Below are 24,300 nucleotides of genomic sequence, written 5' to 3' on the forward strand. Positions count from 1 at the left end.
TTTAGCGCTAAAGCGCGTCGCGGACTTTCAGTTTCGCTTGCGGCGCTTTAGGCCTTTGGTTTTGTGCATGTCTTGATCGCAAAACCGCTACACTTTTGCGCGACATGCTTTAGCAAAGACGCCGGCAAGATCGGCGCGGCGGGAGATACCTATGAGCGGCAGCGACAACCCCTATAACAGTTCCTTCGGAAATCAGATGACGGCGACGACAAGCTTCGGCGCCACCCCAGAACCCGTGGCTGCAGCCGGCAGCTACATCACCGACACCACGACCGCGAATTTCGGCAAGGACGTCATCGAGGAATCGCGCAATCAACCGGTGCTGGTGGATTTCTGGGCGCCCTGGTGCGGGCCGTGCAAGCAGCTGACGCCGGTGTTGGAGAAGGTGGTCAACGAAGCCAAGGGCCGCGTCCGGCTGGTCAAGATGAACATCGACGACCATCCCTCGATCGCCGGCCAGCTCGGCATCCAGTCGATCCCCGCCGTGATCGCCTTCGTTAACGGCCGCCCCGCCGACGGCTTCATGGGTGCAGTGCCGGAAAGCCAGATTCAGCAGTTCATCGACCGTATCGCCGGCCCGGCCGGCGCCGATGAGGCGGCCGAGATCGAAGCCGTGGTTACGGAAGCAGCAGAACTGCTGGCCGCCGGCAACATCAATGAGGCCGCTCAGCTCTACGCCGCGGTGATGCAGGCCGATCCCGAAAATGCCAAGGCGATTGCCGGCATGGCCGAGTGCATGATCGTCGCAAACCAGCATGAGCGGGCGCGCGAAACTCTGACTGATCTGCCGGAAGAGTTGGCGAAGGACGCCGGTATCCAGGCCGTACTGAAAAAGCTCGAACAGATCGAGGAAGCCCGCAAGCTCGGCGATCCTGTTGCGCTCGAACGTGGCCTTGCCGTCAACCCCGACGACCATGAGGCGCGGCTGAAGCTCGCCAAGATCCTCAATGTCGAAGGCCGGCGCGACGAAGCGGCCGAGCACCTGCTGCTGATCATGCGCAAGGACCGCGCCTTTGACGATGACGGCGCCCGTCGCCAGCTGCTGCAGTTCTTCGAGGTCTGGGGCTTCAAGGATCCGGCGACGATTTCGGCTCGGCGCAAGCTTTCGGCGATGCTGTTCTCGTAAAGCGCCGCGGGTCCGACAGGGCGGCAAGGCGCTGTATTGCTTTGTATCCCTGTCTGATCCTGTTGAAAGGCGATTCGGATTTTCGGAGGTAGGCGCTAAGTTTCGAGCAACTGCCCTTGCGTTTTCGGACGGGGGCACCACATTCTCGTGAGGACGGGCATGCCCGTTACAAGAATGCGGGACGGTTTCATGCAAGTCGGGAATGCCAGATACCTGAAGCCGGGCGATCTGCCTGATACAATCGCCGTCTTTCCCCTGACCGGTGCCCTCCTTCTGCCGGCCGGGCAGCTTCCGCTCAACATTTTCGAGCCGCGTTATCTGGCGATGCTGGATGCTGTACTGACGGGAAACCGGCTGATCGGCATGGTGCAGCCGGCGCTCGGCGAACACGAAGACAAGGGCGGCGATCCCAATCTTGCCGCCGTCGGCTGCCTTGGCCGCATCACCTCCTTCGCCGAAACTGGCGACGGCCGCTATATCGTCTCGCTGACCGGCGTCTGCCGCTTTCGGTTGCTTGAGGAGAAAGCAACCAGCGATCCGTTCCGCACCTTCCGTATCGCGCCGTTCATCGCCGATCTCTCGGCCGCGAACGAGGAGGAGGCGGTCGACCGCGCAGCGCTTCTGACTGCCTTCAAGGCCTATCTCGATGCCAACAAGCTGGAAGCGGACTGGGAGAGCGTCGAGCGGGCGAGCAATCTGACGCTTGTCAATTCGCTGGCGATGATGTCGCCGTTCGGACCGGCTGAAAAGCAGGCACTGCTGGAAGCGCCCGATCTGAAGACGCGGGCCGAAACGCTGATCGCCATTACCGAGATCGTGCTGGCGCGGGTCTTCGGTGACTCCGACACGGTTCTGCAGTAGACTTCAGCCATGGATGAAAAACTCAGCCGCGTCGATCCAAAGCTGCTCGATCTGCTGGTCTGCCCGCTCTCCAAGGGCCGGCTTTCCTATGATCGCGAACACAATGAGCTAGTCTCGGAAAAGGCGCGGCTTGCCTATCCGATCCGCGACGGCATTCCGATCATGCTGGTGTCCGAAGCCCGTCGCCTCGACGAATAGGCGTCTTTAAATCACCATCAAATGACTTGGCCTGCCAGCAGCCGCGGATTGTCCTTTGCCGTCGTTCCAGCCGCCTGGCCGATGAAGAAAGATTTGAGGCGCGGCAGCCGGTCGACGATGCCGAGGCCGACGTCTCGGGAGATGCGGATCGGTATTGCGTCGTTGGAGAACAGCCGGTTCAGCACGTCCGTCGTCACGCCCATACGGAAGGTGTCGAAGCGGCGCCAGGTCTGGTAGCGTTCGAGAATGTTGATCGATCCGATATCGAGGCCGAGCCGATCAGCCTCCACGATCGTTTCGGCAAGTGCCGCTACATCCTTGAAGCCGAGATTGAGGCCCTGGCCTGAGATCGGGTGAATGCCGTGGGCGGCGTCGCCGGCCAGCGCGAAACGCGGTGCGACGAAGGCGCGTGCCAGCGTCAGGCCGAGCGGGAAGGCGCGTTTGTCGCCGATGATTTTCAGCGCCCCAAGCTTGTGGCCGAAGCGGCGTTCGAGCTCTTCCTCGAAGACCAGGTCGTCGGCGGCGACCAGCCGATCGGCATCATGTGTCCGCTCCGTCCAGACGAGCGAGGAGCGATTGTTCTTGAGCGGCAGGATGGCGAAGGGACCGGCCGGCAGGAAATGCTCCTCGGCGCAGCCATCATGCGGCCGCTCATGTTCGACCGTGGCAACGATGCCCGACTGGCCGTAGTTCCAGGTGACGGTCTTGATGCCGGCGAGATCGCGCAGCGTCGAGCGCACGCCGTCGCAGGCAACCAACAGCCGGCTCTCCAGCGCGCTGCCATCCGAAAGCGTGACGGTTATGTGGCTGTCGTGCGTCTTCAGCTCCGTGGCGCCGAGCCCGTGACGGATGTCGATGCCGAGCCGCTCGCAGACGCCCCGCAGCGCTGCGACCATGGCGACATTCGGGATCATGTGGGCGAAAGGCCGGCCTTCCGCCGCTTCGCCGTCGAAGGTGAGAAAAACCGGGCGCACCGGATCAGAGGTCTTGGAGTCGGTAACGATCATTTTGGTGATCGGCTGGGCTTCCGGCTCGATCTCATTCCAGATGCCGAAGACCTCGAGCATCTTCGACGCCGCCGCGATGACGGCGGAAGCGCGCGTGTCGTTTTTCCAGACATGCTCCGGGGCCGCCTCGACGACGACGACATTCAGATGGGGGGCTGCCTGTTTGACCGCGACAGCGGCGGAAAGGCCGACATAACCCCCGCCCACAACCAGCATGTCCAGCATCGCGCCGCTCCCGTACCTTGTGCCTCAGATGTGACCTATATAGATCATCGCAACTTCACTTCCTACCGCCGGGAGACATACAAAATGACGCGCGAGACGACCGGGTCTTCGGCAATGGAGACACTGCTTTCGACGCTCGACCTGGAGCCGATCGAGGTCGATATCTTCCGTGGACGCAGCCCGCAGGCCGGCTGGCAGCGCGTCTTCGGCGGCCAGGTGATCGGCCAGGCGCTGATGGCGGCGCAGCGCACCATCGAGGGCGAGCGTTTCGTCCATTCCCTGCATGCTTATTTCATGCGGCCCGGCGATCCCTCGGTGCCGATCATCTACCAGGCGGAGCGCATCCGCGATGGATCGAGCTTCAATACCAGGCGCGTCGTCGCGATCCAGCACGGCAAGGCGATCTTCACGCTGTCGGCCTCCTTCCAGGTGGAGGAGCCGGGCTTCGATCACCAGATCGTCATGCCTGAGGTGACAATGCCCGAAGCGCTGCTTGGCGAACAGCAGATCAAGGAGCAATATCTCGCGCATGCGCCGGTGGCGATCCGAAAATACTGGCAGCGCGAGCGGCCGATCGAGATCCGTCCCGTCTCGCTGACGCATTATTTTTCCGACAAGAAGCTCGATCCCAAACAAGACGTTTGGGTGCGCGCCACCGGCCCGGTTCCCGACGACCGGCTCTATCAGGCGGCCGTGCTTGCCTATCTCTCGGACATGACCCTGCTCGATACGTCGCTTTATGCACACGGCACCTCCATCTTCGATCAGAGCCTGCAGGTGGCAAGTCTCGATCATTCGATGTGGTTTCACAGGCCCTGCAAGCTCGACGACTGGTTGCTTTATACGCAGGACAGCCCGTCGGCGTCGGGTGCCAGAGGGCTGACCCGGGGTAGCCTGTTTACCCGATCGGGTGAGCTGATTGCCTCTGTCGCACAGGAGGGTTTGATTCGGAAAAAGGCAAATGAATAAAAAATACGCATCTTTTTAAAATTGCGCATTATTTGTGCGATTGATGGCCGGTCATTTGCCGATCATTTGCCTGTTTATTGGCGCCAGGTATTATAATCGTTATTTTTCAATAAGTTATTCCATGCCTCGAATCTGGCACGTCCCTTGAATGTATATCGCCGGTCGCTGTTCAGGAACGTCAGCGGCAAGGAGAGTCGGCTCCGCGCCGAGGATAACGAAGGATGGGAAACCAGATGAAAATTGTGATGGCTATTATCAAGCCGTTCAAGCTCGATGAGGTCCGCGAAGCTCTTACGGCGATCGGCATTCAAGGGCTGACCGTGACCGAAGTGAAGGGCTACGGGCGCCAGAAGGGGCATACCGAAATCTATCGCGGCACCGAATATGCGGTCAGCTTCCTGCCGAAGCTCAAGATCGAAATCGCGGTTGCATCGGAACTCGTCGACAGGGCGGTCGAGGCCATCGCGGCATCGGCCAAGACCGGTCAGATCGGCGACGGCAAGATTTTCGTCTATTCGATCGACCATGCCGTGCGCATCCGTACGGGCGAAACCGATTCAGAAGCGCTGTAAGCGGCAGATCAAGGAGCTTTTTCCAATGTCAATTTCGAAGTTTTCTTCCACCTTTGCGCGGATTTGCGCAGCTTCGGCAGCGCTTCTCGCGCCGGCCGTCGCTTTCGCGCAGGAAGCTGCACCGGCTGCGGCTGCGGCTGCAGCACCGGTGCCGGACAAGGGCGATACTGCCTTCATGTTCATTTCCACGATCCTTGTGCTGTTCATGCTGGTGCCCGGCCTAGCACTCTTCTATGGCGGTCTCGTTCGCGCCAAGAACATGCTCTCCGTTTTGATGCAGTGCACGATGATCGGCGCGGTGGTTATGCTGATCTGGGTGATTTACGGCTATTCCTTCGCTTTCGGCGGTTCGGACAGCCCCTATTGGGGCGGCACAGCCAAGATGTTCCTTTCCGGCGTTTCCACGGCAACCACGGCTGCAACCTTCTCCAAGGGCGTCGTCATTCCGGAATTCATCTTCATGTTATTCCAGATGACCTTCGCAGCGATCACGCCTGCCCTAATCATCGGGGCTTTCGCCGAGCGCATCAAATTTTCGGCTGCAGTTCTCTTCTGCGCACTTTGGGCGACTTTCGTCTACTTTCCGATCGCGCACATGGTCTGGGATTCGAACGGCATGCTCTTCAAGATGGGCGCGCTTGACTTCGCAGGGGGTACGGTCGTCCACATCAATGCCGGTATCGCTGGTATCATTGGCGCTCTTCTGGTCGGTAAGCGCACCGGCTACGGCAAGGACATGATGGCACCGCATTCGATGACGCTGACCATGGTCGGCGCCTCGATGCTCTGGGTCGGCTGGTTTGGCTTCAACGCGGGCTCCAACCTCGAAGCCTCCGGCGGTGCGATGCTTGCAACGGTCAACACCTTCATCGCGACCGCAGCTGCCATCGTTTCCTGGACGCTCGTCGAAACCCTTGCTCGTGGCAAGGCGTCTATGCTCGGCGGTGCTTCCGGCATGGTTGCGGGTCTCGTTGCCATCACGCCGGCTGCTGGAATCGCCGGTCCGATGGGCGCGATTGTCATGGGCCTAGCCGTTTCGCCGCTTTGCTACTTCTTCGTATCCGTCGTGAAGAACAAGTTCGGCTATGACGACACCGCAGACGTCTTCGGCGTGCACTGCGTGGGCGGCATATTCGGCGCTATCGCAACGGGCGTCTTCGCCAGCGCGTCGCTCGGCGGCGTCGGCTATGTCGAAGGTGTGACGATGGGAAGCCAGGTCGTTGTTCAGCTCATTGCCGTTCTCACTACCATCATATGGTGCGGCGTCGGTTCGGCGATCCTCTACAAGATCGTCGATGTCGTCATCGGGCTGCGCGTCAGCGTCGAAGCCGAGCGCGAAGGTCTCGACCTCGCAACCCACGGCGAAGCCGCCTACCACTCGTAAATCGGCTTTGCGGCGCCTGGCTTAAGGACGCCGCTCCACGGCCCGTCGCGGCCTATCTAATCATAGACCGCATTTGGCCCGGACCTCTCAAGGTTCGGGCTTTTTTTATTTCCCTGTCGCGAATGCACGTCCAGGCGTGCATGGTTAACATCGCTTTAACCCGGCTCTGATTAGGTGGAGCGGACGCATTTTGGCATGGCGAGGCTTCGGTGATTCGCCTGCCCTCAGGCATTGGACGGGTTAGACACATGGCAAGAAGCACGTCGCCGGCGATGGATGGCCGTCCGGATCGGTTCTCCCTCTCGGCATTCATGCTGCGGCAGATCCAGGCCCTCATCGGCTTTGCGATCTTTCTGCTATTGGCGCTCTGCGTCGCGGCGCTGGCGACATGGAACGTTGCCGATCCGAGCTATTCCTATGCCACTGCCAATCTGCCGACCAATATCCTCGGTTATAGCGGCGCTGCCTTTGCCGATATCGTCATGCAGTTTCTCGGCCTTGCCAGCGTCATTTCGATGCTGCCGATCGTCGCCTGGGCGCTGACGCTGATCTCGGGCCGCCGCTTCAGCCGTATCCCCGCCCGAGCCGGCGCCTGGCTTGCCGGTACGGTGCTTTCCTGCGCCGTGATCGGCTGCTTCCCGCCGCCGCTCACCTGGCCGATCCCGAACGGGATCGGTGGCGTCATCGGCGACATGATCCTGCGTTTTCCCGCACTCTTCGTCGGCGCTTATCCCACCGGCACCTTCGCCATGGTCGTCGGCTGCATCTTTGCCGCGCCCACCGCCTGGATGATGCTCTTTGCGTCGGGCCTCGTCGGCCGCAGCGACGCCGAGGAGGAGATCGAGGAAGATTACGTCGGGACAGCAAGCAAGGTCCGCGTCGTCGGAGACGAGGACGAGGACGACGAGTCGCGCTGGGTCGCTCTCAGCGGTGCGATGACCCATGCCTGGTACATGAGCCAAGGGCGGCTGCGCCGGCTCTTCGGCATGGGGCCGCGCAAGCGCCGCCAGGGCGATTTCGAATCACCCTATGATTTCAACGATGACGAGTTCGGCACGCTGAACGAACCCGTCCGCGCTAAGGCGCCCACCGTCCGCGGCGAGCGCATGGAGCCGTCGATGGAGGCACGCGCAGCATCGCCGCGGCGTATCGTCTCTGCACCGTCGCTTTCCGTCGATGACGACGATGATGACGACGATCTGCCCTTCGATGCCGACATGCCGCCGCGCCCGGCCGATATTCTGCCCGATGATGACGACGACGACTGGATGATCCGCGCACCGGCAAAGGCCGCCGGCAAGCCGGAACCGCGCGTCGTGCCTTTGGTCTCGCGTCCGAAGCCCAGCGCCCGCATCGAGCGGGAGGCGCAGGGCTCGTTCATCCGTCCGGAGGGTTTCCAGCTGCCCTCGATGCATCTGCTTGCCGAACCGAAGAATGTCGTGCGCGACTCGACGCTATCGGCCGATGCGCTGGAGCAGAACGCCCGCATGCTCGAAGGCGTGCTTGAGGATTTCGGCGTCAAGGGCGAGATCATCCATGTCCGCCCCGGCCCGGTCGTCACGCTCTATGAACTGGAGCCGGCGCCCGGCATCAAGTCGTCGCGCGTCATCGGCCTTGCCGACGATATCGCCCGCTCGATGAGCGCCATTGCCGCCCGCGTCGCCGTCGTGCCCGGCCGCAACGCGATCGGCATCGAATTGCCGAACCAGACGCGCGAGACCGTCTATCTGCGTGAACTTATCGCCTCCAGGGATTTCGAAGGCAGCAAGGCGAAGCTCGCCATGGCGCTCGGCAAGACGATCGGCGGCGAAGCCGTCATCGCCGACCTCGCCAAGATGCCGCATTTGCTCGTCGCCGGCACCACCGGCTCCGGCAAGTCGGTCGCCATCAACACGATGATCCTGTCGCTGCTTTACCGCATGACGCCGGAACAATGCCGGCTGATCATGATCGACCCGAAGATGCTCGAACTTTCGGTCTATGACGGAATCCCGCATCTGCTTTCGCCCGTCGTCACCGATCCCAAGAAGGCCGTCGTCGCGCTCAAATGGACCGTGCGCGAGATGGAAGAGCGCTACAAGAAGATGTCGAAGATCGGTGTTCGCAACATCGACGGCTTCAACACCCGCGTCGAGCAGGCCTTGTCGAAGGGCGAGGCGATCTCGCGCACGGTGCAGACCGGCTTCGACCGTCACACCGGCGAGGCAATGTACGAGACCGAAGAATTCGACCTCAGGCCAATGCCCTATATCGTCGTCATCATCGACGAAATGGCCGACCTGATGATGGTCGCTGGCAAGGATATCGAAGGCGCCGTGCAACGGTTGGCGCAAATGGCGCGCGCGGCCGGCATCCATGTGATCATGGCGACACAGCGCCCATCGGTCGACGTCATTACCGGCACGATCAAGGCGAACTTCCCGACCCGCATCTCCTTCCAGGTCACCTCGAAGATCGACAGCCGCACCATCCTTGGTGAACAGGGCGCCGAACAGCTGCTTGGCATGGGCGACATGCTCTACATGGCGGGCGGCGGACGTATCCAGCGCGTGCATGGTCCGTTCGTCTCGGATGTCGAGGTGGAAGAGATCGTCTCCTACCTGAAGACCCAGGGCTCGCCGCAGTATCTCGATGCGATCACCGCCGACGACGACGAAGATGGTGATTACGGCGGCGGTGGCCCGGCCGGCACGTCCAACCTTTCGGAATCGGAAGATCCTTACGATCAGGCTGTCGCCATCGTGTTGCGTGATGGCAAGGCCTCGACCTCCTACGTCCAGCGCCGGCTCGGCATCGGCTACAATCGGGCCGCCTCGCTGATCGAGCGGATGGAGAAGGAAGGCATCATCGGGCCGGCCAATCATGCCGGCAAACGCGAGATTCTTGTTCCGACCGAAGGCGATATCCTCGACCGCTGAAATAATTGGCATATATTTCCAATAGGGCCGGTTTTGCGGAAACCTGACAGCGTCGAAGCCGTTACCTCTCGCGGGCCGATCGCAACGCCTTGAAGACGCCGCCTTTCGGCAGCATGCAGATCGCATAAAGGAGATTTAGATGAGTAACTCCGACCCCTTCCTCTCCGGCCTGACGGTAACGCGCCGCGATCTTCTCGGCGCCTTTGCCGTTGCTGCGATGGTGAGCGCCGTTCCCTTCGGTGCTTATGCGCAGGCGGCAGCTCCCGCCTCCGGCACCGCGCAGGCGATCGCCGACCACTTCTCCGGTGTCACGACGATGCAGGGCGAATTCGTGCAGTTCGGTCCGCGCGGCGAGCAGACCGGCGGCAAGTTTTTCATCCAGCGGCCCGGCAAACTGCGCTTCAATTATGACGACCCGTCGCCGATGCGGGTGATCGCCGACGGCAAAAACGTCGCCATCGGCAATACCAAGCTGAAAACCTGGGACCTCTATCCGCTCTCGAAGACGCCGCTCAGCCTGCTCCTGGCGCAGCACATCGACCTCTCGGCCGGCATGGTGAAGCGCGTGAAGGAAGAGTCGGATCTGACGACGATTGCGCTCGGCAACAACACGGTATTCGGCAGCTCGACCATCACCATGATGTTCGACCCGAAGACCTACGACCTGCGTCAGTGGACGATCACCGACAACCAGGGCAAGGACACCTCGGTGATGATCTTCAACGTCAAGACAGGCATGCAGTTCGACGATCGCGTGTTCCGCGTGCCCTATGAGACCATTCCGGGCACGCCTCAGTCCCGCGACTGACGCCTTTTTGGTTGACTGTCCCCTGTTTTGCACGCGGGCGGTTCCCTCCCATCCGCCTTTGTTCTAAAGCCCTTTCATGAAAGCATGAAAGGGCTGGGAATATGGGCTTTTCGATCACCACCTGGAACATCAACTCGGTGCGGCTGCGCATGCCGATCGTCGAGCAGCTCGTTCTCAAGCACAGGCCCGACATTCTCTGCCTGCAGGAAACCAAGGTGGCGAACGAGCTCTTTCCGGCCGCACCGCTGCGGGCGATGGGCTACGATCACATCATCATCCACGGCCAGAAAGGCTATCACGGCGTGGCGATCGCCTCGCGCATTCCGCTGACGGAGGATCACCGGCAGGATTATTGCGGGGTCGGCGATGCCAGACACATTTCGGCGATTTTCGAGCGCGGCAATCGCCGTGTCCGGCTGCACAATTTCTACGTTCCGGCCGGCGGCGACGAGCCCGACCGTACCGTCAATCCGAAATTCGGCCACAAGCTCGATTTCATCGAGGAGATGAAGCGGCTGAAAGCCAATGGTGAGAGCAACACCTCCGCCATCCTGGTCGGCGACCTGAACGTCGCGCCGCTGGAGCACGATGTCTGGTCGCACAAGCAGCTCCTGAAGATCGTCAGCCATACGCCTGTCGAGACCGACGGGCTGCTTGAGGTGATGAAGCGCGGCGGTTGGCTCGATCTCATGCGCCAGCATGTGCCGGAGAACGAGAAGCTCTATACCTGGTGGAGCTACCGCGCCAAGGACTGGGAGGCGGCCGATCGCGGCCGCCGTCTCGACCATATCTGGTCGTCATCGGATCTCGGGCCGCATCTCCGGCGCATCGAGATCCTGAAGGAGGCGCGCGGCTGGGACCGGCCCTCGGACCATGTGCCGGTCACGGCGCATTTCGATCTTTAGAGCGGTGTGGTGGTTCAGCTTTTCGTGGAAGCGCAGAACCGCTCCAGCAGGCCTCAGCTGAAGCGGTAGAACTGGCTTGCGGCCTTTGCCGCAAGTTCGGCGAGATTGTCGCGGATGCGGTTCTGGATCAGCAGGGCTGCGTCCGGATATTCCTCGATCAGTCGGTGGAAAAGGGCGCGGGTGATGCGGATGATGCCGGTGTCCTCGCGCGCCACCGCGGTGAACTTGCGCTCCACCAGCGTGACCAGCGCCAGTTCGGAAATCATCGTTCCGGGGCCGGCGACCCCCTCCGTCTTCTGCATGCCGTCGCTGCTTGCAGCGCTCAGCTCCAGGCTGCCGCTGAGGACGACATAGGCACTCTCGGCGGGCGAGCCCTGGCGAAACAGCATCTGGCCGGCCGCGATCATGCGCCGATCGGCGCCGAAGGCGATCAGCCGCAGCTGATCCTCGTTCATATCCCTGAACAAAGGAAGCTGCGCGAGCATGTGGATGTCGTCGGTCAGCGCCATGCGGGCTTTTCGCCTAAGAGCAATTCCATCAAAAGCGCGTAGCGGCTTTGCGTCCGGAATTGCGTGAAAACAGAGAGATAGAGCATTTCCGTGATTCGGAGAAAAATGAAAATGCTCTAGGGTATGATCTTGTAGCCGCCGTTTTCGGTGACCAGGATTTCGGCATTGGAGGGATCGCGCTCGATCTTCTGGCGCAGCCGGTAAACGTGGGTTTCCAGCGTATGCGTCGTCACGCCGGAATTATAGCCCCAGACCTCTTCGAGAAGCACGTCGCGGGTCACGACCTTCTGTTCGGCACGATAGAGATAGCGGATGATCGCCGCCTCCTTTTCCGTCAGCCGGATCTTCTGGCCGTTATCGGTGGTGAGCAGTTTCTGGCTCGGCTTGAAGAGGTAGGGGCCGACGGTGAAGGTGGCGTCCTCGCTCTGCTCGTGCTGGCGCAGTTGCACGCGAATGCGCGCGAGCAGCACGGCGAAACGGAAGGGCTTGGTGACATAGTCGTTGGCGCCGGCTTCGAGGCCAAGGATCGTGTCGGAATCGGTATCGTGGCCGGTCAGCATGATGATTGGCGCCTTGAAGCCGCCCTTGCGCAGCAGTTTCACCGCCTCGCGGCCGTCCATATCGGGCAGGCCGACATCCATGATCAGCAGATCGACCGGTGTCGAGCGGGCGGTCGCAACACCCTTGCCGGCGTTGGCTTCCTGCAGAACCGAAAACTCCTCATACAGCGACAATTGCTCCGTCAGCGTCTGACGAAGGTCGTCGTCGTCATCCACCAGAAGAATGGTGCGTGCGGTCATGCCGTCTTGTCCTCGTGTTATCTTCCCTAGTCCTACGCCAAATTCCTGGTTTGGCAAGGATCGGGCGGCGGGCTGTTGCCGCACAGGTTTTCATATGATTTCAATGGGAGCCCCAGACAATGCAAGACATGCGAGAAAAATGGAAAAAACAAGGCGGAAGCCGGGGATGAAGCCGTCGACGATCGTGGTGCGGCCGGCGCCGGGCCAGAAAAGCCGGGCGATCGTCCGGTTCGGCGCCATCACCGTCCCTGCCGCGATCGGCCGCTCCGGACGAACCGCAATGAAACGAGAGGGCGACGGCGCCACACCGATCGCCTCGATGAGGCTGATATCAGGCTTCCGGCGTGGTGAGCGAAACGGCCGGCTCGCCACTTCTCTTCCCATCCGCCGCATCCGCGCCGACATGCTCTGGTGCGATCAGCCCGACAACGCCAGCTATAATCGCCTCGTCAGGGGGCCGTTCGGCCCGAGCCATGAGGAGATGCGGCGTGGCGACGGGCTCTACGATATCTGTCTGGTGATGGACTGGAACATCTCCTCGCGGGCGCGCAATCGCGGCTCGGCGATCTTCTTCCATCTCATCCGGCCGGGCTACGAGCCGACGGCCGGCTGCGTGGCGGTCAGCCTCAGCGACATGCGCCGGCTTCTGCCGCATCTTCGGAAAGGGACGATTGTCCGGGTCCTCTGATTGTCTTCCGGATACGGCCGCCTATATGTTTTCGGTGACCGAGCGCTCAGGCTGAAATGCGTTCCGGGACGCCTAAAAGTGTGGGCGCAATTCATGCCTCGTCCAATTCTCAAACTCCCGGAGATATATTGTGACCGCTCAACCCATCATTACTTTCCATGACGGACATTCCGTTCCCCAGGTCGGTCTCGGCGTCTGGCAGACGCCGCAGGACATTGCCGCCCCGACGGTGCGTACCGCAATTGCCGCCGGCTATCGCCATATCGATACGGCGTCCGGCTACGACAACGAAGAGGGCGTCGGTGAAGGCATCCGCTCCTCCGGCCTCGACCGCAAGGATATCTTCGTCACCACCAAGCTTAGGAATACCGACCAGGGTTACGACAATGCGCTCAGCGCCTTCGACGGCAGCCTGAAGAAACTCGGCTCCGACTATGTCGATCTCTATCTCATTCACTGGCCGTCGCCGCATCGCGGCCTCTACACCGAGACCTGGAAGGCTTTCGTGCGCATCCGCGAAGAGGGCCGCGCCCGCTCGATCGGCGTGTCGAATTTCTTTCCCGAACATCTGGAGCGCATCATCGGCGAAACCGGTGTCGTTCCGGTCATCAACCAGATCGAACTGCATCCCGACTTCCAGCAGAAGGCGGCGCAGGAGGCGCACAAGAAGCTGAATATCGCCACCGAATCCTGGAGCCCTCTCGGCCAGGGCAAATTCATTTCGAACCCGGTTATCGGTGAGATCGCCGGCAAGCATCGGAAGACGCCGGCCCAGGTCATCATCCGCTGGCATATCGACACCGGCCTCGTCGTCATCCCGAAGTCGGTGACGCCGTTGCGTATCGAGGAGAACTTCCAGGTATTCGATTTCAAGCTTGATGCCGATGACATGGCGGCGATCGCCAGACTCGACCGCGCCAGCGCCCGCATGGGACCGGACCCGATGACGGCAACCTTCTGATCGTCGTTTCGATCACGACCCAACCCATCAAAGGCCGCCTCTGAAGAAAAGATCGCCGCGGCGGCGGCCACATGGCACAGGTCACGCAGCCTTCACGTCAGTAATTGCAACTGGACGATCCGTTGGTCGGGGCAAAGCCGTAGTTGCAGGTATTGCCCAGGTTCGTCGGCCGTCTAATCGAGCCGGTATAATCGTCGAAGGCGCGCGAGGGATACCAATAACCGTTCGAGCTCTTGATATAACCGGGTCGGGCCTTGCTGGAGCCGCGATATCCGTTGACTGACGGTACTCTGTTCTGCGCCACCTGCAGCAGTTGGCTCGACGAGACCTGCGTGAGCGGCGGTAGGGTTGGATGCATCGATACGGCGCCCACGGCGTCGATCGATGCCAGCGATGCAAATACGGTCAGGATGGCATGCGCGAGACTCTTTGCCATTTTCCGCCTCATGACGACACTCCCCAAGGCGCAGTGTTCGCCGAAGCCGTCCGTAGCAGGCTGACGGTCTGTCGCGTGTCGCGCCTGATATCGATGAGGCCACAGGAATTTATCGATGTCGATTGCCCGAAAGGATGAAATGGGAATTGCCGGCGACGCACAAATGGGCTCGCCCGCAGGGGCATAGTCAAATCGCAAACGATCTAAGTTTTCATGCAAAACCTTAAGACGCTGCAGATCTTTGTGCGCTTGGGCGGCGCGCCGTGCTGCAAGCCGCAACAGCCTCGCACCGAAGCGACAGGGTCATGAAAGGCGAAGCCGCCCGATGTGCTCTGCAGGCATCGGGCGGCTTTCATTCTCTCCGTCGGACGGATCAGTTCCAGTCGCGGATATCGACGAAGTGACCGGCGATCGCGGCGGCAGCGGCCATTGCCGGCGAGACGAGATGCGTGCGGCCCTTGAAGCCCTGACGGCCTTCGAAGTTGCGGTTCGAGGTCGAGGCGCAACGCTCGCCCGGCTTCAGGCGGTCGTCATTCATGGCCAGGCACATCGAGCAGCCCGGCTCGCGCCAGTCGAAGCCGGCTGCCTTGAAGATTTTGTCCAGGCCTTCGGCTTCCGCCTGTTCCTTGACGAGGCCGGAGCCCGGAACGATCATCGCGTCGACGGTGGCGGCAACCGTCTTGCCTTCGACCACCTTGGCGACTTCGCGCAGATCCTCGATGCGGCCGTTGGTGCAGGAACCGATGAAGACGCGATCGAGGGTAATGTCGGTCATCTTCGTGCCCGGCTTCAGACCCATATAGTCGAGGGCGCGCCACTTGGAGGTGCGTTTGGTCTCGTCCTGGATATCGTCGGGATTCGGCACGATGCCCTGGACGGAGATGACGTCCTCGGGTGAGGAGCCCCAGGAGACGATCGGCGGCAGGCTGGCGGCATCGAGCACGACGACGCGGTCATAGTGAGCGCCTTCGTCGGTCTCCAATGTCTTCCAGTAGGCGATTGCCTGTTGCAGCGCCTCGCCCTTCGGTGCGCGCGGCTTGCCCTTGATGTATTCGAAGGTCTTTTCGTCAGGTGCGATCAGGCCGGCGCGGGCGCCGCCTTCGATCGTCATGTTGCAGATGGTCATGCGGCCTTCCATCGACAGCGAGCGGATCGCTTCGCCGGCAAATTCGATGACGTGGCCGGTGCCGCCGGCGGTGCCGATTTCGCCGATGATGGCGAGGATGATGTCCTTGGCGGTAACGTGCGGCGGAAGCAGGCCGTCGACCCGCACCAGCATGTTCTTCGCCTTCTTCTGGATCAGCGTCTGGGTCGCCAGCACATGCTCGACTTCGGAGGTGCCGATGCCGTGCGCCAGCGCGCCGAAGGCGCCGTGCGTCGAAGTGTGGCTGTCACCGCAGACGATGGTCATGCCAGGCAGGGTGAAACCCTGTTCCGGGCCGACGATGTGGACGATGCCCTGGCGCTTGTCGCTTGCCGAATAATATTCGACGCCGAATTCGGCGGCGTTGGTGGCCAGCGCTTCCACCTGGATGCGGCTTTCCTCGTTTTTGATGCCGAGATGGCGATCGGGCGAGGTCGGAACGTTATGGTCGACGACGGCGAGCGTCTTTTCCGGGGCGCGAACCTTGCGGCCGGTCATGCGCAGGCCTTCGAACGCCTGCGGCGACGTGACTTCATGGACCAGATGGCGGTCGATGTAGAGAAGACAGGTGCCGTCCGGCTGTTGATCGACCAGGTGATCGTCCCAGATCTTGTCGTAGAGAGTACGCGGTGCGCTCATGGCGTTAAGTCCGTTTTTTGGATGCTTTGGGAAATCGAGAAAAAAGCGGATCAGGCTCCGCCGGCCGTCATTCGATCAACGAAGTCGGCTGCTGAGCGCACCGGACACGCATGCAAAGAACCGCGCCGGCAGGCGATAGTGGTCCTGCAGCACGAAAATATGCGCGCCTGTGCATCTGAACTTGGATTCCATCGCCTGCATATAACAACTTTCCACCGCCTGGGCAATGTTCTGCTAAGTGACATGGGCCACTGGATAAAGCGGGTTGGAGTCGGATATTCCAGGGTGAACTGTCGGCCTCAATTCCAATTACAGCTTAGTTCGTCTTGAAAGCAACGATAACCGACATTGCCTGCCAAGCAGCGTAGGAGCGATCGATAAGCTCCCGGGCCCGATGTGCGGCAGTAGGCAAATGCTTTTTCCGAGACGATCTCCCAGTGCTCAGCGAGCTTCTTCTTTGTGTCAGCTTCTTCCTGAAGACACTTGTTTGTTTCGATGTTCTTTTCATCCGCATCCAGCATCTTTGAGTTTAGCTGGACACAGTATGAGCTGTCATATTCAGGCAAGTCTGCTGCTTCACCGGAATACGGTTGTGCAATGGCGGCGCCCATAAGGATCAACGCGACTGAGAACTCCAGGAATTGAATTCTCACAGCGTTTTTCCTCGACAAGTCAGCTTTCCAGAATAGCATTTGGAACCAACGATATCTGAAAGGCATCCCATAAGCTGCAGATAGGATTTAATCTCGTTCATGGTTCCTTTAGATTTCATGCAGAATTTCATGTCGTCGTCGGTGACCAGAAACCAATGTTTCTGCAATTGCTCCTTAAATTGATTTTCGGAGCGATTGCACTGTATAAGAGCAAGGAAACGCTCGGCCGGCTTTATCGGCTGCTTTGCGACTTCTGTACAATATTCGCCTTGAAACGTGGGAAATTCGGTGGCTTTAGCCGAAAAGGATATTGTGCTGGCAAAAACAGCGATCGCCAAAAAAAACTGGATAGGTGCGGTCATTGAAAATACTCCGGACTTAACAACCTAAAAATTGCTCCTGGAAAGACGCAAGCAAAAAGTTGGCTCTGTTCACCGCGACTTCATCCACTTCTCTGTGCGCCGCAGCGCCAGCGACAGGCCGATCGTCAGGATCAGGTAGATATAAGTGACGATCGAATAGGTTTCGAAGAAGCGGAAGGAGCCGGCGGCATAGACCTTGCCCATCTGAGTGATGTCGGCGACGCCGAGCACGGAGACGAGCGAGCTGTCCTTCACCATCGAGACGAAATCGTTGGAGAGTGGCGGGAAGATCACCCGGATCGCCTGCGGGAAGACGACGGAACGGAAGCGCCGGTAGCGGGAAAGGCCGAGTGCCTTGGCAGCCTCGATCTGGCCCAGATCGACCGACTGAAAACCGGCCCGGAAGATCTCGGCGATGAAGGAAGAGTAACCGATCGTCAGCGCGATGATCGCTCGCCACATCAACGAGAGATCGCGCACCAGAATGGGCTCGGCCATGCCTGATGTCACCAGCGGCGAAATCAGGACGTTATAGGAAGCAACCAGAGCCGGTGCACCGACGAAGGCGACGTAGAACAGTAGCACGAGGATCGGGATGCCGCGGATGATCTCAATGTAGAATCGCGCGATCTGGCGCAACACCTGGCTGTCGGCCATGCCGAGCAGGCAGATGCCGAGGCCGAGCACGGTGGCGAGCACGAAGGCGACCAGCGTGACAAAGACGGTGATGCCGACACCGTTGACGACGGTGCGGAAAACCTGAGCGTAGATGTCGTTGGCAACGATGACGGCAGCAAGGGCGATGCCCATCACGACAAGCGCGATCAGCCACCAGGGATAGTCGTCCTTGACGTGCCTGTCGGGAGATGGTCGCAAAGTCATCAGCAATTGCTCGGCGTCATTCGCCCATCTTGTAGTCGAGGAACCACTTCTTGTTCAGCGCATCCAGCGTGCCGTCGGCCTTGAGAGCGGCGATGGCGGCATTGACCGGGGCGACGAGATCGGAGCCCTTCGGGAAAATGAAGCCGAAATCCTCGGTGCCGAGCGGCTCGCCGATCAGTTTCAGGGCGCCGCCCGAGGCATCGACATAACCCTTGCCGGCAGTGCCGTCTGTCAACACGACGTCGACGTCGCCGGCCTTCAGGGCCTGGACGGTGGCGCCGAAGGTTTCGAACAGCTTGATGCGCGGGTTCTGTTCGTTGCCGTCGAGCACTTCATAGACAGCGGTATAGAAAGGCGTCGTGCCGGGTTGCGCGCCGACCAGGCCGTCCTTGAATGCGCCGAAGGACTTGGCCTCGGTGAAACGCTTCTCGTCGCCGCGCACCAGCATGAACTGCTGCGAGCGCATATAGGGGTCGGAGAAATCGACCTTCTGCTTGCGGTCTTCCTTGATGGTAATGCCGGTCATGCCGATATTGTACTGGCCGTCGGAAACCGCCTGGATCATCGCGTCCCAGCTGGTGTTCTGATACTCGACCTTGAAATTCAGGCGCTTGGCGATCTCGTTCATCGCATCATATTCCCAGCCGATCGGCTTGCCGGATTTCGGATCCACGAATTGCAGCGGCGGATAGGCGTTCTCGGTAACGACGACGACGCTCTTGCGGCCGAGATCGGGCAGCGCAGCGGCCATTGCGGCGAGCGGCAGAAGACTAAGGGCGGCGAAGCTCGCAAGAACGGTGCGGCGAAACAACATTGATCGGTTCCCTAAAATTGAACGGCAAAAACTGTCATGGAAGATAGGTCCGAGGCAAGGCCGCCTGCTGCACGCCGAAGCAAAAAATAGAAAAGGCGACCCGAAGGCCGCCTTTTCAAGCAAAGAATTTTGCTTCAAGCAAAGACTGCGTCACGCAGATGTTATTCTGCTGCCGGTTCCGCGGCGGCAGCGGCTGCTGCTTCAGCAGCGGCCTTGGCTTCCGCTGCTTCTGCTGCTGCCTTCTCGGCGGCGAGCGCCTGGGCTGCTGCAACCTTTTCAGCTTCGGTGCGTGCCTTTTCCTCGGCAATGGCGGCGCGCTCGGCGTCGTTGAGCTTGCGGGCGCGGACGCCGGTGTCTTCAACAATACGGGCAGACTTGCCGCGACGGTCGCGCAGGTAATAAAGCTTGGCGCGACGGACCTTACCACGGCGAACGACGTCGACGCTTTCGATCATCGGCGAGTAAACCGGGAATACGCGCTCGACGCCTTCGCCGTAGGAGATCTTGCGGACCGTGAAGTTTTCCTGCAGGCCGCCGCCGGAGCGGGCGATGCAGACGCCTTCATAGGCCTGAACGCGGGTACGGGTGCCTTCCGTGACCTTCACGTTGACGCGGAGGGTGTCGCCCGGGGAAAATTCTGGAAGCGTGCGCTTGGCTTCGATCTTGGCGACCTGTTCGGCCTCAAGCTGCTGAATGATGTTCATCGTCTTAACCTTTGGTTCTTCTGAAACAGCCAGAGCGCTCGACACTGATCCTTTGGAACTGGCCTCGGGACTTTGCCCTTTCGGGCGGGAGCGGGTTCGCCATTCTTTGTTTGCTGGCAGACGGGGATAAACCCCATTTCCGCGTGCGCCAATACACCAAAGCCCAGGGCTTGTCATCCCTCGCACGACATTTTTGTGAAAAAGGCCGTGAAATCAGCCGTTTTTGTCACTCTCAGCTTTTTCGAGCAGGTCCGGCCGTCGCTCCCGCGTCAGCCGCACCGCCTCCTGATGCCGCCATTTTTCGATGGCGCCGTGGTTGCCCGAGGTGAGAATGGCGGGGATTTCCCGGCCTTCCCAAGCCTGCGGCCGGGTATAGTGGGGATGTTCCAGCAGGCCGCCTTCGAAGCTTTCGTGCAGGCCGGAAAGATCGTTGCCCATGACACCGGGCAGGATGCGGATGATCGCGTCGAGCACGATCAGCGCCGCCGGCTCGCCGCCTGATAGCACGTAGTCGCCGATCGAGACCTCTTCCAGTCCGCGCGCCTCGATCACTCGCTGGTCGACGCCCTCAAAGCGGCCGCAGACGATGATGACGCCGTTGCCGGCCGCAAGCTCGCGTACGCGCTCCTGCGTCAGCGGCCGGCCGCGCGGGCTCATCAGCAGGCGCGGCCGGGTATCATTTTCCGCGGTGCTGTCGATCGCACGGGCGAGAACGTCGGGTTTCAGCACCATGCCGGCGCCGCCGCCAGCCGGAGTGTCGTCGACGGTGCGGTGCCTGTCGGTGGCGAAGTCGCGGATTTGCACTGCATCCAGCGACCATTGCCCTCGCTCCATCGCCTTGCCGGCGAGCGAGAAGCCCAGATGCCCCGGAAACATTTCCGGATAGAGTGTCAGCACGCTCGCCCGGAAGGCCATGGCGTTACTTCTTCTTTTTCGGCTTGTCCGCGGTGAATTTCGAAAGCTCTTCGGAATCGTCGACCAGCCCTGCCGCCAGTGGATCGATCAGCAGCGTTCCGGCCTCGAGATCGATCTCCAGCACCGAGGCTTCGGAGAAGGGGATTAGCACCGGGCGTTTGCCCGGACCCTTGAGTTCCAGCAGGTCGCCGCCGCCGAAATCGAAGACGCCGGTGACCGTGCCATAGCTGACGCCCTTGTCGTCGCGTGCTTCGAGACCTTCGAGATCGGCATAGTAGAACTCGTCGTCCTCCAGCTCTTCGTCCGGCAGGTTGTCGCGCTCGATATAGAGCTCAAGCCCGTTCAGCGCCTCGGCGGCATTGCGGTCGTTGACGCCGCGGAAACGGACGACGACGATATTCTTCGTCTCGCGGATTTCCAGCACTTCGAAGCTGCGGCCGTCCATGCTGTGCAGGTGGCCGTAGTCGCCAAGTGAGCTCGGATCGGCTGTGTAGGCCTTGGCACGCACCTCTCCCCGGAGGCCTTGCGCGCCACCGATCGTTGCCATCAGAACGGGGTTTTCAAGCTTTGTCATGGGTTCCTTCATGTGAAGCCGAAAGTCAGTTTCTCATAAACGAAGTGCGGACGATTGGAAACGAAAACGGGCGGCATGTCGCCATGCCGCCCGTTCGATAAGGGACTGTCCCGATTATTCCGCGGCGTCGGCAGCAGCAGCGGCGGCGTCAGCAACCTTCTGAGCCTTTTCGGCGGCGCGTTCCTGGGCGCGCTTGCCAGGCTTTGCCTTGACCGGGTTGTTCTTGACTTCGCGCTTGGCAACGCCGGCTTCATCGAGGAAGCGCAGAACGCGATCGGTCGGCTGGGCGCCTTGTTCGATCCAATGCTTGATACGCTCGGCGTTCAGCTGAACGCGCTTCTCATCGTCCTTGGCAAGCATCGGGTTCCAGGAACCGAGGCTTTCGAGGAAGCGGCCGTCACGCGGGCTGCGCGCATCGGCGAGAACGACGTGGTAGTACGGGCGCTTCTTGGAGCCACCGCGGGCGAGACGAATTTTCAGTGCCATGTTCTTTACTCCTTAGGCTTTTCTTGATCGCCTGATTAGGCGGGGTTATCGGGCTGCGGCGCTCTGCTCAGCGTGATCCGCAGCGATCTGCTCATGATGCCGGATGACTTCCTTGATGACGAAGTTCAGGAACTTCTCGGCGAAATCCGGGTCCAGATTGGCAGCCTTCGCCAGCTGGCGAAGGCGTTCGATCTGGTATTCCTCGCGCGCCGGGTCGGCCGGCGGCAGATTGTATTTGGCCTTCAGCACGCCGACCTCTTTGGTGCAGCGGAAGCGTTCGGCCAGCATGTGCACGAGAGCGGCATCGATGTTGTCGATCGACTGACGATAGCTCGCGAGCTGGGCTTTGACGTTTGGATCAATCATGGGGCAAGCGATCCTTTCACTTCTTCTTCGGCAATCCGGGCAATCCCGGGAAACCACCGCCAAGGCCCGGCAGCTTGGCGCCGCCGAGGCCCGACAAACCACCCGGCAGACCGCCGAGACCGGGCATACCCCCACCCGGCTTTCCAAGTCCCGCCGCTTCTGCCTGCTTCTGCAAGGCTTCGAGCTGCCGGGGATCGATATTCGAGAGATCGGGCATACCGCCACCCATACCGCCCATGCCACCGCCAAGCCCCATCTTGCCGGCAAGGCCGCCCATCATCTGCTTCATCATGCCGCCTTTGCCCTTGCCGCCCATCATCTTCATCATGTCCGCCATCTGGCGGTGCATCTTCAGAAGTTTGTTGATGGCGGCGGCATCGGTGCCGGAGCCGGCGGCGATGCGCTTCTTGCGCGAATGCTTGAGCAGGTCGGGATTGGTGCGCTCGGCCTTGGTCATCGACTGGATGATGGCGATCTGACGGCCGAAAAGCCGGTCGTCGAGGCCGGCTGCGGCCATCTTGTCCTTCATGCCCGACATGCCGGGCATCATCCCCATAATGCCGCCCATACCGCCCATCTTCTGCATCTGGCGCAGCTGGTCGGCGAGGTCGTCAAGGTCGAATTTGCCCTTGGCCATCTTGGCGGCCATGGCGGCCGCCTTCTCGGCGTCGATATTCTCGGCCGCGCGCTCGACGAGCGAAACGATGTCGCCCATGCCGAGGATGCGGTCAGCGATGCGGCGGGGATGGAACTCCTCGAGCTCGCTCATCTTCTCGCCGACGCCGATCAGCTTGATCGGCTTGCCGGTGACGGCGCGCATCGAAAGGGCAGCACCGCCGCGACCGTCGCCGTCCATGCGGGTCAGCACCAGGCCGGTGATGCCGACGCGCTCGTCGAAACTGCGGGCGAGGTTGACGGCGTCCTGACCGGTGAGGCTGTCGGCGACCAGCAGGATTTCATGCGGGTTCGAGCGCTTCTTGATGTCGGCCATCTCGGCCATCAAGGGCTCGTCGATATGGGTGCGGCCGGCGGTATCGAGGATGACGACGTCATGGCCGCCGAGCTTGGCCGCCTGGACGGCGCGGGCGGCGATATCGGTCGGCGACTGGCCTGATATGACAGGCAGCGTGTCGATATTGGCTTGGGCGCCGAGCTGGCGAAGTTGCTCCTGGGCTGCCGGACGGCGCGTGTCGAGCGACGCCATCAGCACTTTCTTCTTATCGCGCGTCGACAGGCGGTGGGCGATCTTGGCCGTCGTCGTCGTCTTGCCGGAGCCCTGCAGGCCGACCATCATGACGACGACGGGGGCCGCCGCATGCAGGTCGATGCCGACACCTTCGCCGCCCAGCATCTCGATCAGTTCGTCATGGACGATCTTGACGACCATCTGGCCGGGCTTGATCGACTTCAGGATCTCGGCGCCGACGGCCTTTTCACGCACGCGGTCGGTAAAGGAGCGCACGACGTCGAGAGCGACGTCCGCCTCCAGCAAAGCACGGCGAACCTCGCGCAGCGCTGCGGAAACATCGGCTTCCGAAAGCGCGCCACGGCCTGTCAGTCCATTCAGAATGGATCCAAGACGGTCCTGGAGGTTTTCAAACATCGGCTCTTCCTTGATACGTTTCGGGCGGGGGGTCGGATATGCCCGGAAACGTCGTGCTTTTCCTTGACGAAAACAAGACGCAAAGCCAAAAAGCACCCGAGGGCGCATCGCGCTGTCGGGTGTTGACCTCCGGGATCTCAGGTCCCGGTCGGCGGCTCGGAGTCATGCGGCTCGTCGCGGATTGGGCAGGATAAACAGGAAACGCGCGGGAAAGTCAAGGCAGATGGGGCAACGGCTCGTCGCGATTTTTCAGAAGTCGCGTGATGTCGGCGTGCGCGACGGTGCCGTCCTGAAGAAACAACGCAGTCGATCGTCGATTGAACCGATGTATTGGACTTGCGATTCTGCCGGCGAATTCTGCCGGTTTTCAGATTTTACCGCTCAAAATTCCGCTCAGTCGTTCGAATTCGCTGTAGCGGCCAGTTGCAAATTATTCCGCTTGTGATTCTACTTTCTACTTAAGTGCGTCCTGTAAAATGATTCGTGAATATCCTTGATGCCGATGAATCGGCGGAGATATCGAATGTTAAATCCTGATATTGAGAGCTGGGCGCTGGCGCGGGCCCATCATATTGTTTTGAACGAAGGCCTGAACCTTGCAAAGGCGGCACAGGATCTGGATCGCAAGCGGTCCCGCTCGCTGGTCTACGAGCTGAGAAAGGTCATCACCGCAGCTATTGTCGAGGCGCATGCCGCGTCCTTCGATCCAGACGGCGCCGAGCGGTAAAGCCGAACCGGCTTGAAGGGTCGGCGGGCCACAGCGTCTGCCCGGCACTCATCCCACTGGTAAT

General features: G+C 60.8%; 28 protein-coding genes. 13 read left to right on the forward strand and 15 right to left on the reverse strand.

All coding sequences use genetic code 11. The features are described 5' to 3' along the window. Window positions 1-151 precede the first annotated feature (151 nt). The 3 genes from trxA to HJB83_RS13160 all read left to right on the forward strand — a co-directional run bounded on the left by trxA (window position 152) and on the right by HJB83_RS13160 (window position 2,185). Window positions 152-1,126 carry a thioredoxin gene (gene trxA, locus HJB83_RS13150; protein WP_207582174.1) on the forward strand — a complete coding sequence of 325 codons (975 nt, stop codon included), beginning with the start codon at window positions 152-154 and terminating at the stop codon, window positions 1,124-1,126. A gap of 174 nt (window positions 1,127-1,300) precedes the next feature. Beyond that, entirely contained in the window at window positions 1,301-1,987 is a 687-nt protein-coding gene (locus HJB83_RS13155; protein ID WP_207584400.1) for an LON peptidase substrate-binding domain-containing protein, read from the forward strand. A 9-nt stretch (window positions 1,988-1,996) separates the two neighbouring features. Beyond that, window positions 1,997-2,185 carry a Trm112 family protein gene (locus tag HJB83_RS13160; RefSeq protein WP_003589705.1) on the forward strand — a complete coding sequence of 63 codons (189 nt, stop codon included), beginning with the start codon at window positions 1,997-1,999 and terminating at the stop codon, window positions 2,183-2,185. 17 nt (window positions 2,186-2,202) lie between these two features. Here HJB83_RS13160 and HJB83_RS13165 read toward each other — a convergent pair whose 3' ends face one another. Continuing rightward, window positions 2,203-3,417, reverse strand: coding sequence for a ubiquinone biosynthesis hydroxylase (locus tag HJB83_RS13165; RefSeq protein WP_221131644.1), 1,215 nt, complete (start codon window positions 3,415-3,417; stop codon window positions 2,203-2,205). An 84-nt stretch (window positions 3,418-3,501) separates the two neighbouring features. Between HJB83_RS13165 and tesB the strand changes: the two genes are divergently transcribed. The 6 genes from tesB to HJB83_RS13195 all read left to right on the forward strand — a co-directional run bounded on the left by tesB (window position 3,502) and on the right by HJB83_RS13195 (window position 10,973). After that, window positions 3,502-4,386 (forward strand): acyl-CoA thioesterase II, encoded by an 885-nt coding sequence (tesB, locus tag HJB83_RS13170; RefSeq protein WP_221131645.1) that lies wholly within the window; start codon window positions 3,502-3,504, stop codon window positions 4,384-4,386. A 221-nt stretch (window positions 4,387-4,607) separates the two neighbouring features. Beyond that, entirely contained in the window at window positions 4,608-4,958 is a 351-nt protein-coding gene (locus HJB83_RS13175; protein WP_003543684.1) for a P-II family nitrogen regulator, read from the forward strand. 25 nt (window positions 4,959-4,983) lie between these two features. Continuing rightward, window positions 4,984-6,342, forward strand: coding sequence for an ammonium transporter (locus tag HJB83_RS13180; protein ID WP_221131646.1), 1,359 nt, complete (start codon window positions 4,984-4,986; stop codon window positions 6,340-6,342). Window positions 6,343-6,590: 248 nt separating this feature from the next. Further along, on the forward strand, window positions 6,591-9,260 hold the full coding sequence (locus HJB83_RS13185) for a DNA translocase FtsK (protein ID WP_221131647.1): 2,670 nt from the start codon (window positions 6,591-6,593) through the stop codon (window positions 9,258-9,260). A gap of 139 nt (window positions 9,261-9,399) precedes the next feature. Beyond that, the gene (locus HJB83_RS13190; RefSeq protein WP_207582169.1) at window positions 9,400-10,068 is read left to right on the forward strand and encodes an outer membrane lipoprotein carrier protein LolA; all 669 of its coding nucleotides are present in this window, start codon (window positions 9,400-9,402) and stop codon (window positions 10,066-10,068) included. A 101-nt stretch (window positions 10,069-10,169) separates the two neighbouring features. After that, window positions 10,170-10,973, forward strand: a complete 804-nt coding sequence (locus tag HJB83_RS13195; protein WP_207582168.1) for an exodeoxyribonuclease III — start codon at window positions 10,170-10,172, stop codon at window positions 10,971-10,973. 53 nt (window positions 10,974-11,026) lie between these two features. On the opposite strand, the gene HJB83_RS13200 is transcribed toward HJB83_RS13195, so the two are convergent. After that, on the reverse strand, window positions 11,027-11,482 hold the full coding sequence (locus tag HJB83_RS13200; RefSeq protein WP_207582167.1) for a cyclic nucleotide-binding domain-containing protein: 456 nt from the start codon (window positions 11,480-11,482) through the stop codon (window positions 11,027-11,029). Between the two features lie 116 nt (window positions 11,483-11,598). Further along, window positions 11,599-12,282: a response regulator transcription factor gene (locus HJB83_RS13205; protein ID WP_003582964.1), complete on the reverse strand. Its 684-nt coding sequence runs from the start codon at window positions 12,280-12,282 to the stop codon at window positions 11,599-11,601. Between the two features lie 166 nt (window positions 12,283-12,448). Here HJB83_RS13205 and HJB83_RS13210 point away from each other — a divergent pair, with 166 nt between their 5' ends. Continuing rightward, window positions 12,449-12,970, forward strand: coding sequence for a L,D-transpeptidase (locus HJB83_RS13210; protein ID WP_207582166.1), 522 nt, complete (start codon window positions 12,449-12,451; stop codon window positions 12,968-12,970). A 130-nt stretch (window positions 12,971-13,100) separates the two neighbouring features. Beyond that, complete coding sequence (locus HJB83_RS13215) at window positions 13,101-13,931, forward strand: aldo/keto reductase (protein WP_221131648.1); 831 nt, start codon at window positions 13,101-13,103, stop codon at window positions 13,929-13,931. A gap of 97 nt (window positions 13,932-14,028) precedes the next feature. Here the strand turns inward: HJB83_RS13215 and HJB83_RS13220 are convergent, their stop codons facing one another. The 12 genes from HJB83_RS13220 to ffh form a co-directional block, all read right to left on the reverse strand. Continuing rightward, complete coding sequence (locus HJB83_RS13220) at window positions 14,029-14,379, reverse strand: cell surface protein (protein ID WP_207584399.1); 351 nt, start codon at window positions 14,377-14,379, stop codon at window positions 14,029-14,031. Between the two features lie 361 nt (window positions 14,380-14,740). Further along, complete coding sequence (leuC, locus tag HJB83_RS13225) at window positions 14,741-16,150, reverse strand: 3-isopropylmalate dehydratase large subunit (RefSeq protein WP_221131649.1); 1,410 nt, start codon at window positions 16,148-16,150, stop codon at window positions 14,741-14,743. A 299-nt stretch (window positions 16,151-16,449) separates the two neighbouring features. Next, entirely contained in the window at window positions 16,450-16,803 is a 354-nt protein-coding gene (locus tag HJB83_RS13230) for a hypothetical protein (protein WP_221131650.1), read from the reverse strand. Then, window positions 16,800-17,165 carry a hypothetical protein gene (locus HJB83_RS13235; RefSeq protein WP_221131651.1) on the reverse strand — a complete coding sequence of 122 codons (366 nt, stop codon included), beginning with the start codon at window positions 17,163-17,165 and terminating at the stop codon, window positions 16,800-16,802. The genes HJB83_RS13230 and HJB83_RS13235 overlap by 4 nt, the downstream gene beginning before the upstream one ends. Window positions 17,166-17,234: 69 nt before the next feature. Beyond that, the gene (locus HJB83_RS13240) at window positions 17,235-18,047 is read right to left on the reverse strand and encodes an amino acid ABC transporter permease (RefSeq protein ID WP_221131652.1); all 813 of its coding nucleotides are present in this window, start codon (window positions 18,045-18,047) and stop codon (window positions 17,235-17,237) included. 16 nt (window positions 18,048-18,063) lie between these two features. Next, complete coding sequence (locus tag HJB83_RS13245; protein WP_221131653.1) at window positions 18,064-18,861, reverse strand: basic amino acid ABC transporter substrate-binding protein; 798 nt, start codon at window positions 18,859-18,861, stop codon at window positions 18,064-18,066. Between the two features lie 161 nt (window positions 18,862-19,022). Further along, entirely contained in the window at window positions 19,023-19,565 is a 543-nt protein-coding gene (gene rplS / locus HJB83_RS13250) for a 50S ribosomal protein L19 (RefSeq protein WP_221131654.1), read from the reverse strand. 213 nt (window positions 19,566-19,778) lie between these two features. After that, complete coding sequence (gene trmD / locus HJB83_RS13255) at window positions 19,779-20,480, reverse strand: tRNA (guanosine(37)-N1)-methyltransferase TrmD (RefSeq protein WP_207582160.1); 702 nt, start codon at window positions 20,478-20,480, stop codon at window positions 19,779-19,781. 4 nt (window positions 20,481-20,484) lie between these two features. Further along, entirely contained in the window at window positions 20,485-21,054 is a 570-nt protein-coding gene (gene rimM, locus HJB83_RS13260; RefSeq protein ID WP_007632422.1) for a ribosome maturation factor RimM, read from the reverse strand. Window positions 21,055-21,168: 114 nt separating this feature from the next. Beyond that, window positions 21,169-21,540, reverse strand: a complete 372-nt coding sequence (gene rpsP / locus HJB83_RS13265) for a 30S ribosomal protein S16 (protein ID WP_209880769.1) — start codon at window positions 21,538-21,540, stop codon at window positions 21,169-21,171. Window positions 21,541-21,585: 45 nt separating this feature from the next. Further along, a complete protein-coding gene (locus HJB83_RS13270) occupies window positions 21,586-21,906 on the reverse strand; it encodes a chorismate mutase (protein ID WP_003543666.1) in 321 nt (106 codons plus the stop codon). A 16-nt stretch (window positions 21,907-21,922) separates the two neighbouring features. Further along, window positions 21,923-23,509, reverse strand: coding sequence for a signal recognition particle protein (gene ffh, locus HJB83_RS13275; protein ID WP_207582158.1), 1,587 nt, complete (start codon window positions 23,507-23,509; stop codon window positions 21,923-21,925). Window positions 23,510-23,732: 223 nt separating this feature from the next. Here ffh and HJB83_RS13280 point away from each other — a divergent pair, with 223 nt between their 5' ends. Next, on the forward strand, window positions 23,733-23,954 hold the full coding sequence (locus HJB83_RS13280) for a hypothetical protein (RefSeq protein ID WP_221131655.1): 222 nt from the start codon (window positions 23,733-23,735) through the stop codon (window positions 23,952-23,954). Between the two features lie 57 nt (window positions 23,955-24,011). Next, window positions 24,012-24,236, forward strand: a complete 225-nt coding sequence (locus tag HJB83_RS13285; protein ID WP_207584398.1) for a hypothetical protein — start codon at window positions 24,012-24,014, stop codon at window positions 24,234-24,236. The last annotated feature ends 64 nt before the right edge of the window (window positions 24,237-24,300 follow it).

This window comes from Rhizobium sp. NZLR11 (genome assembly GCF_019685115.1).
In the GTDB taxonomy this organism is placed as follows: Bacteria; Pseudomonadota; Alphaproteobacteria; order Rhizobiales; family Rhizobiaceae; genus Rhizobium.

Excerpts from the sequence above, each read along its gene's own strand:
- trxA (WP_207582174.1), top strand. The coding sequence starts at position 152 with ATGAGCGGCAGCGACAACCCCTATAACAGTTCCTTCGGAAATCAGATG.
- HJB83_RS13155 (WP_207584400.1), top strand. The coding sequence starts at position 1,301 with ATGCGGGACGGTTTCATGCAAGTCGGGAATGCCAGATACCTGAAGCCG.
- HJB83_RS13160 (WP_003589705.1), top strand. The coding sequence starts at position 1,997 with ATGGATGAAAAACTCAGCCGCGTCGATCCAAAGCTGCTCGATCTGCTG.
- HJB83_RS13165 (WP_221131644.1), bottom strand. The coding sequence starts at position 3,417 with ATGCTGGACATGCTGGTTGTGGGCGGGGGTTATGTCGGCCTTTCCGCC.
- tesB (WP_221131645.1), top strand. The coding sequence starts at position 3,502 with ATGACGCGCGAGACGACCGGGTCTTCGGCAATGGAGACACTGCTTTCG.
- HJB83_RS13175 (WP_003543684.1), top strand. The coding sequence starts at position 4,608 with ATGGGAAACCAGATGAAAATTGTGATGGCTATTATCAAGCCGTTCAAG.
- HJB83_RS13180 (WP_221131646.1), top strand. The coding sequence starts at position 4,984 with ATGTCAATTTCGAAGTTTTCTTCCACCTTTGCGCGGATTTGCGCAGCT.
- HJB83_RS13185 (WP_221131647.1), top strand. The coding sequence starts at position 6,591 with ATGGCAAGAAGCACGTCGCCGGCGATGGATGGCCGTCCGGATCGGTTC.
- HJB83_RS13190 (WP_207582169.1), top strand. The coding sequence starts at position 9,400 with ATGAGTAACTCCGACCCCTTCCTCTCCGGCCTGACGGTAACGCGCCGC.
- HJB83_RS13195 (WP_207582168.1), top strand. The coding sequence starts at position 10,170 with ATGGGCTTTTCGATCACCACCTGGAACATCAACTCGGTGCGGCTGCGC.
- HJB83_RS13200 (WP_207582167.1), bottom strand. The coding sequence starts at position 11,482 with ATGGCGCTGACCGACGACATCCACATGCTCGCGCAGCTTCCTTTGTTC.
- HJB83_RS13205 (WP_003582964.1), bottom strand. The coding sequence starts at position 12,282 with ATGACCGCACGCACCATTCTTCTGGTGGATGACGACGACGACCTTCGT.
- HJB83_RS13210 (WP_207582166.1), top strand. The coding sequence starts at position 12,449 with ATGAAGCCGTCGACGATCGTGGTGCGGCCGGCGCCGGGCCAGAAAAGC.
- HJB83_RS13220 (WP_207584399.1), bottom strand. The coding sequence starts at position 14,379 with ATGAGGCGGAAAATGGCAAAGAGTCTCGCGCATGCCATCCTGACCGTA.
- leuC (WP_221131649.1), bottom strand. The coding sequence starts at position 16,150 with ATGAGCGCACCGCGTACTCTCTACGACAAGATCTGGGACGATCACCTG.
- HJB83_RS13235 (WP_221131651.1), bottom strand. The coding sequence starts at position 17,165 with ATGACCGCACCTATCCAGTTTTTTTTGGCGATCGCTGTTTTTGCCAGC.
- HJB83_RS13240 (WP_221131652.1), bottom strand. The coding sequence starts at position 18,047 with ATGACTTTGCGACCATCTCCCGACAGGCACGTCAAGGACGACTATCCC.
- HJB83_RS13245 (WP_221131653.1), bottom strand. The coding sequence starts at position 18,861 with ATGTTGTTTCGCCGCACCGTTCTTGCGAGCTTCGCCGCCCTTAGTCTT.
- rplS (WP_221131654.1), bottom strand. The coding sequence starts at position 19,565 with ATGAACATCATTCAGCAGCTTGAGGCCGAACAGGTCGCCAAGATCGAA.
- trmD (WP_207582160.1), bottom strand. The coding sequence starts at position 20,480 with ATGGCCTTCCGGGCGAGCGTGCTGACACTCTATCCGGAAATGTTTCCG.
- rimM (WP_007632422.1), bottom strand. The coding sequence starts at position 21,054 with ATGACAAAGCTTGAAAACCCCGTTCTGATGGCAACGATCGGTGGCGCG.
- rpsP (WP_209880769.1), bottom strand. The coding sequence starts at position 21,540 with ATGGCACTGAAAATTCGTCTCGCCCGCGGTGGCTCCAAGAAGCGCCCG.
- HJB83_RS13270 (WP_003543666.1), bottom strand. The coding sequence starts at position 21,906 with ATGATTGATCCAAACGTCAAAGCCCAGCTCGCGAGCTATCGTCAGTCG.
- ffh (WP_207582158.1), bottom strand. The coding sequence starts at position 23,509 with ATGTTTGAAAACCTCCAGGACCGTCTTGGATCCATTCTGAATGGACTG.
- HJB83_RS13280 (WP_221131655.1), top strand. The coding sequence starts at position 23,733 with ATGGGGCAACGGCTCGTCGCGATTTTTCAGAAGTCGCGTGATGTCGGC.
- HJB83_RS13285 (WP_207584398.1), top strand. The coding sequence starts at position 24,012 with ATGAATCGGCGGAGATATCGAATGTTAAATCCTGATATTGAGAGCTGG.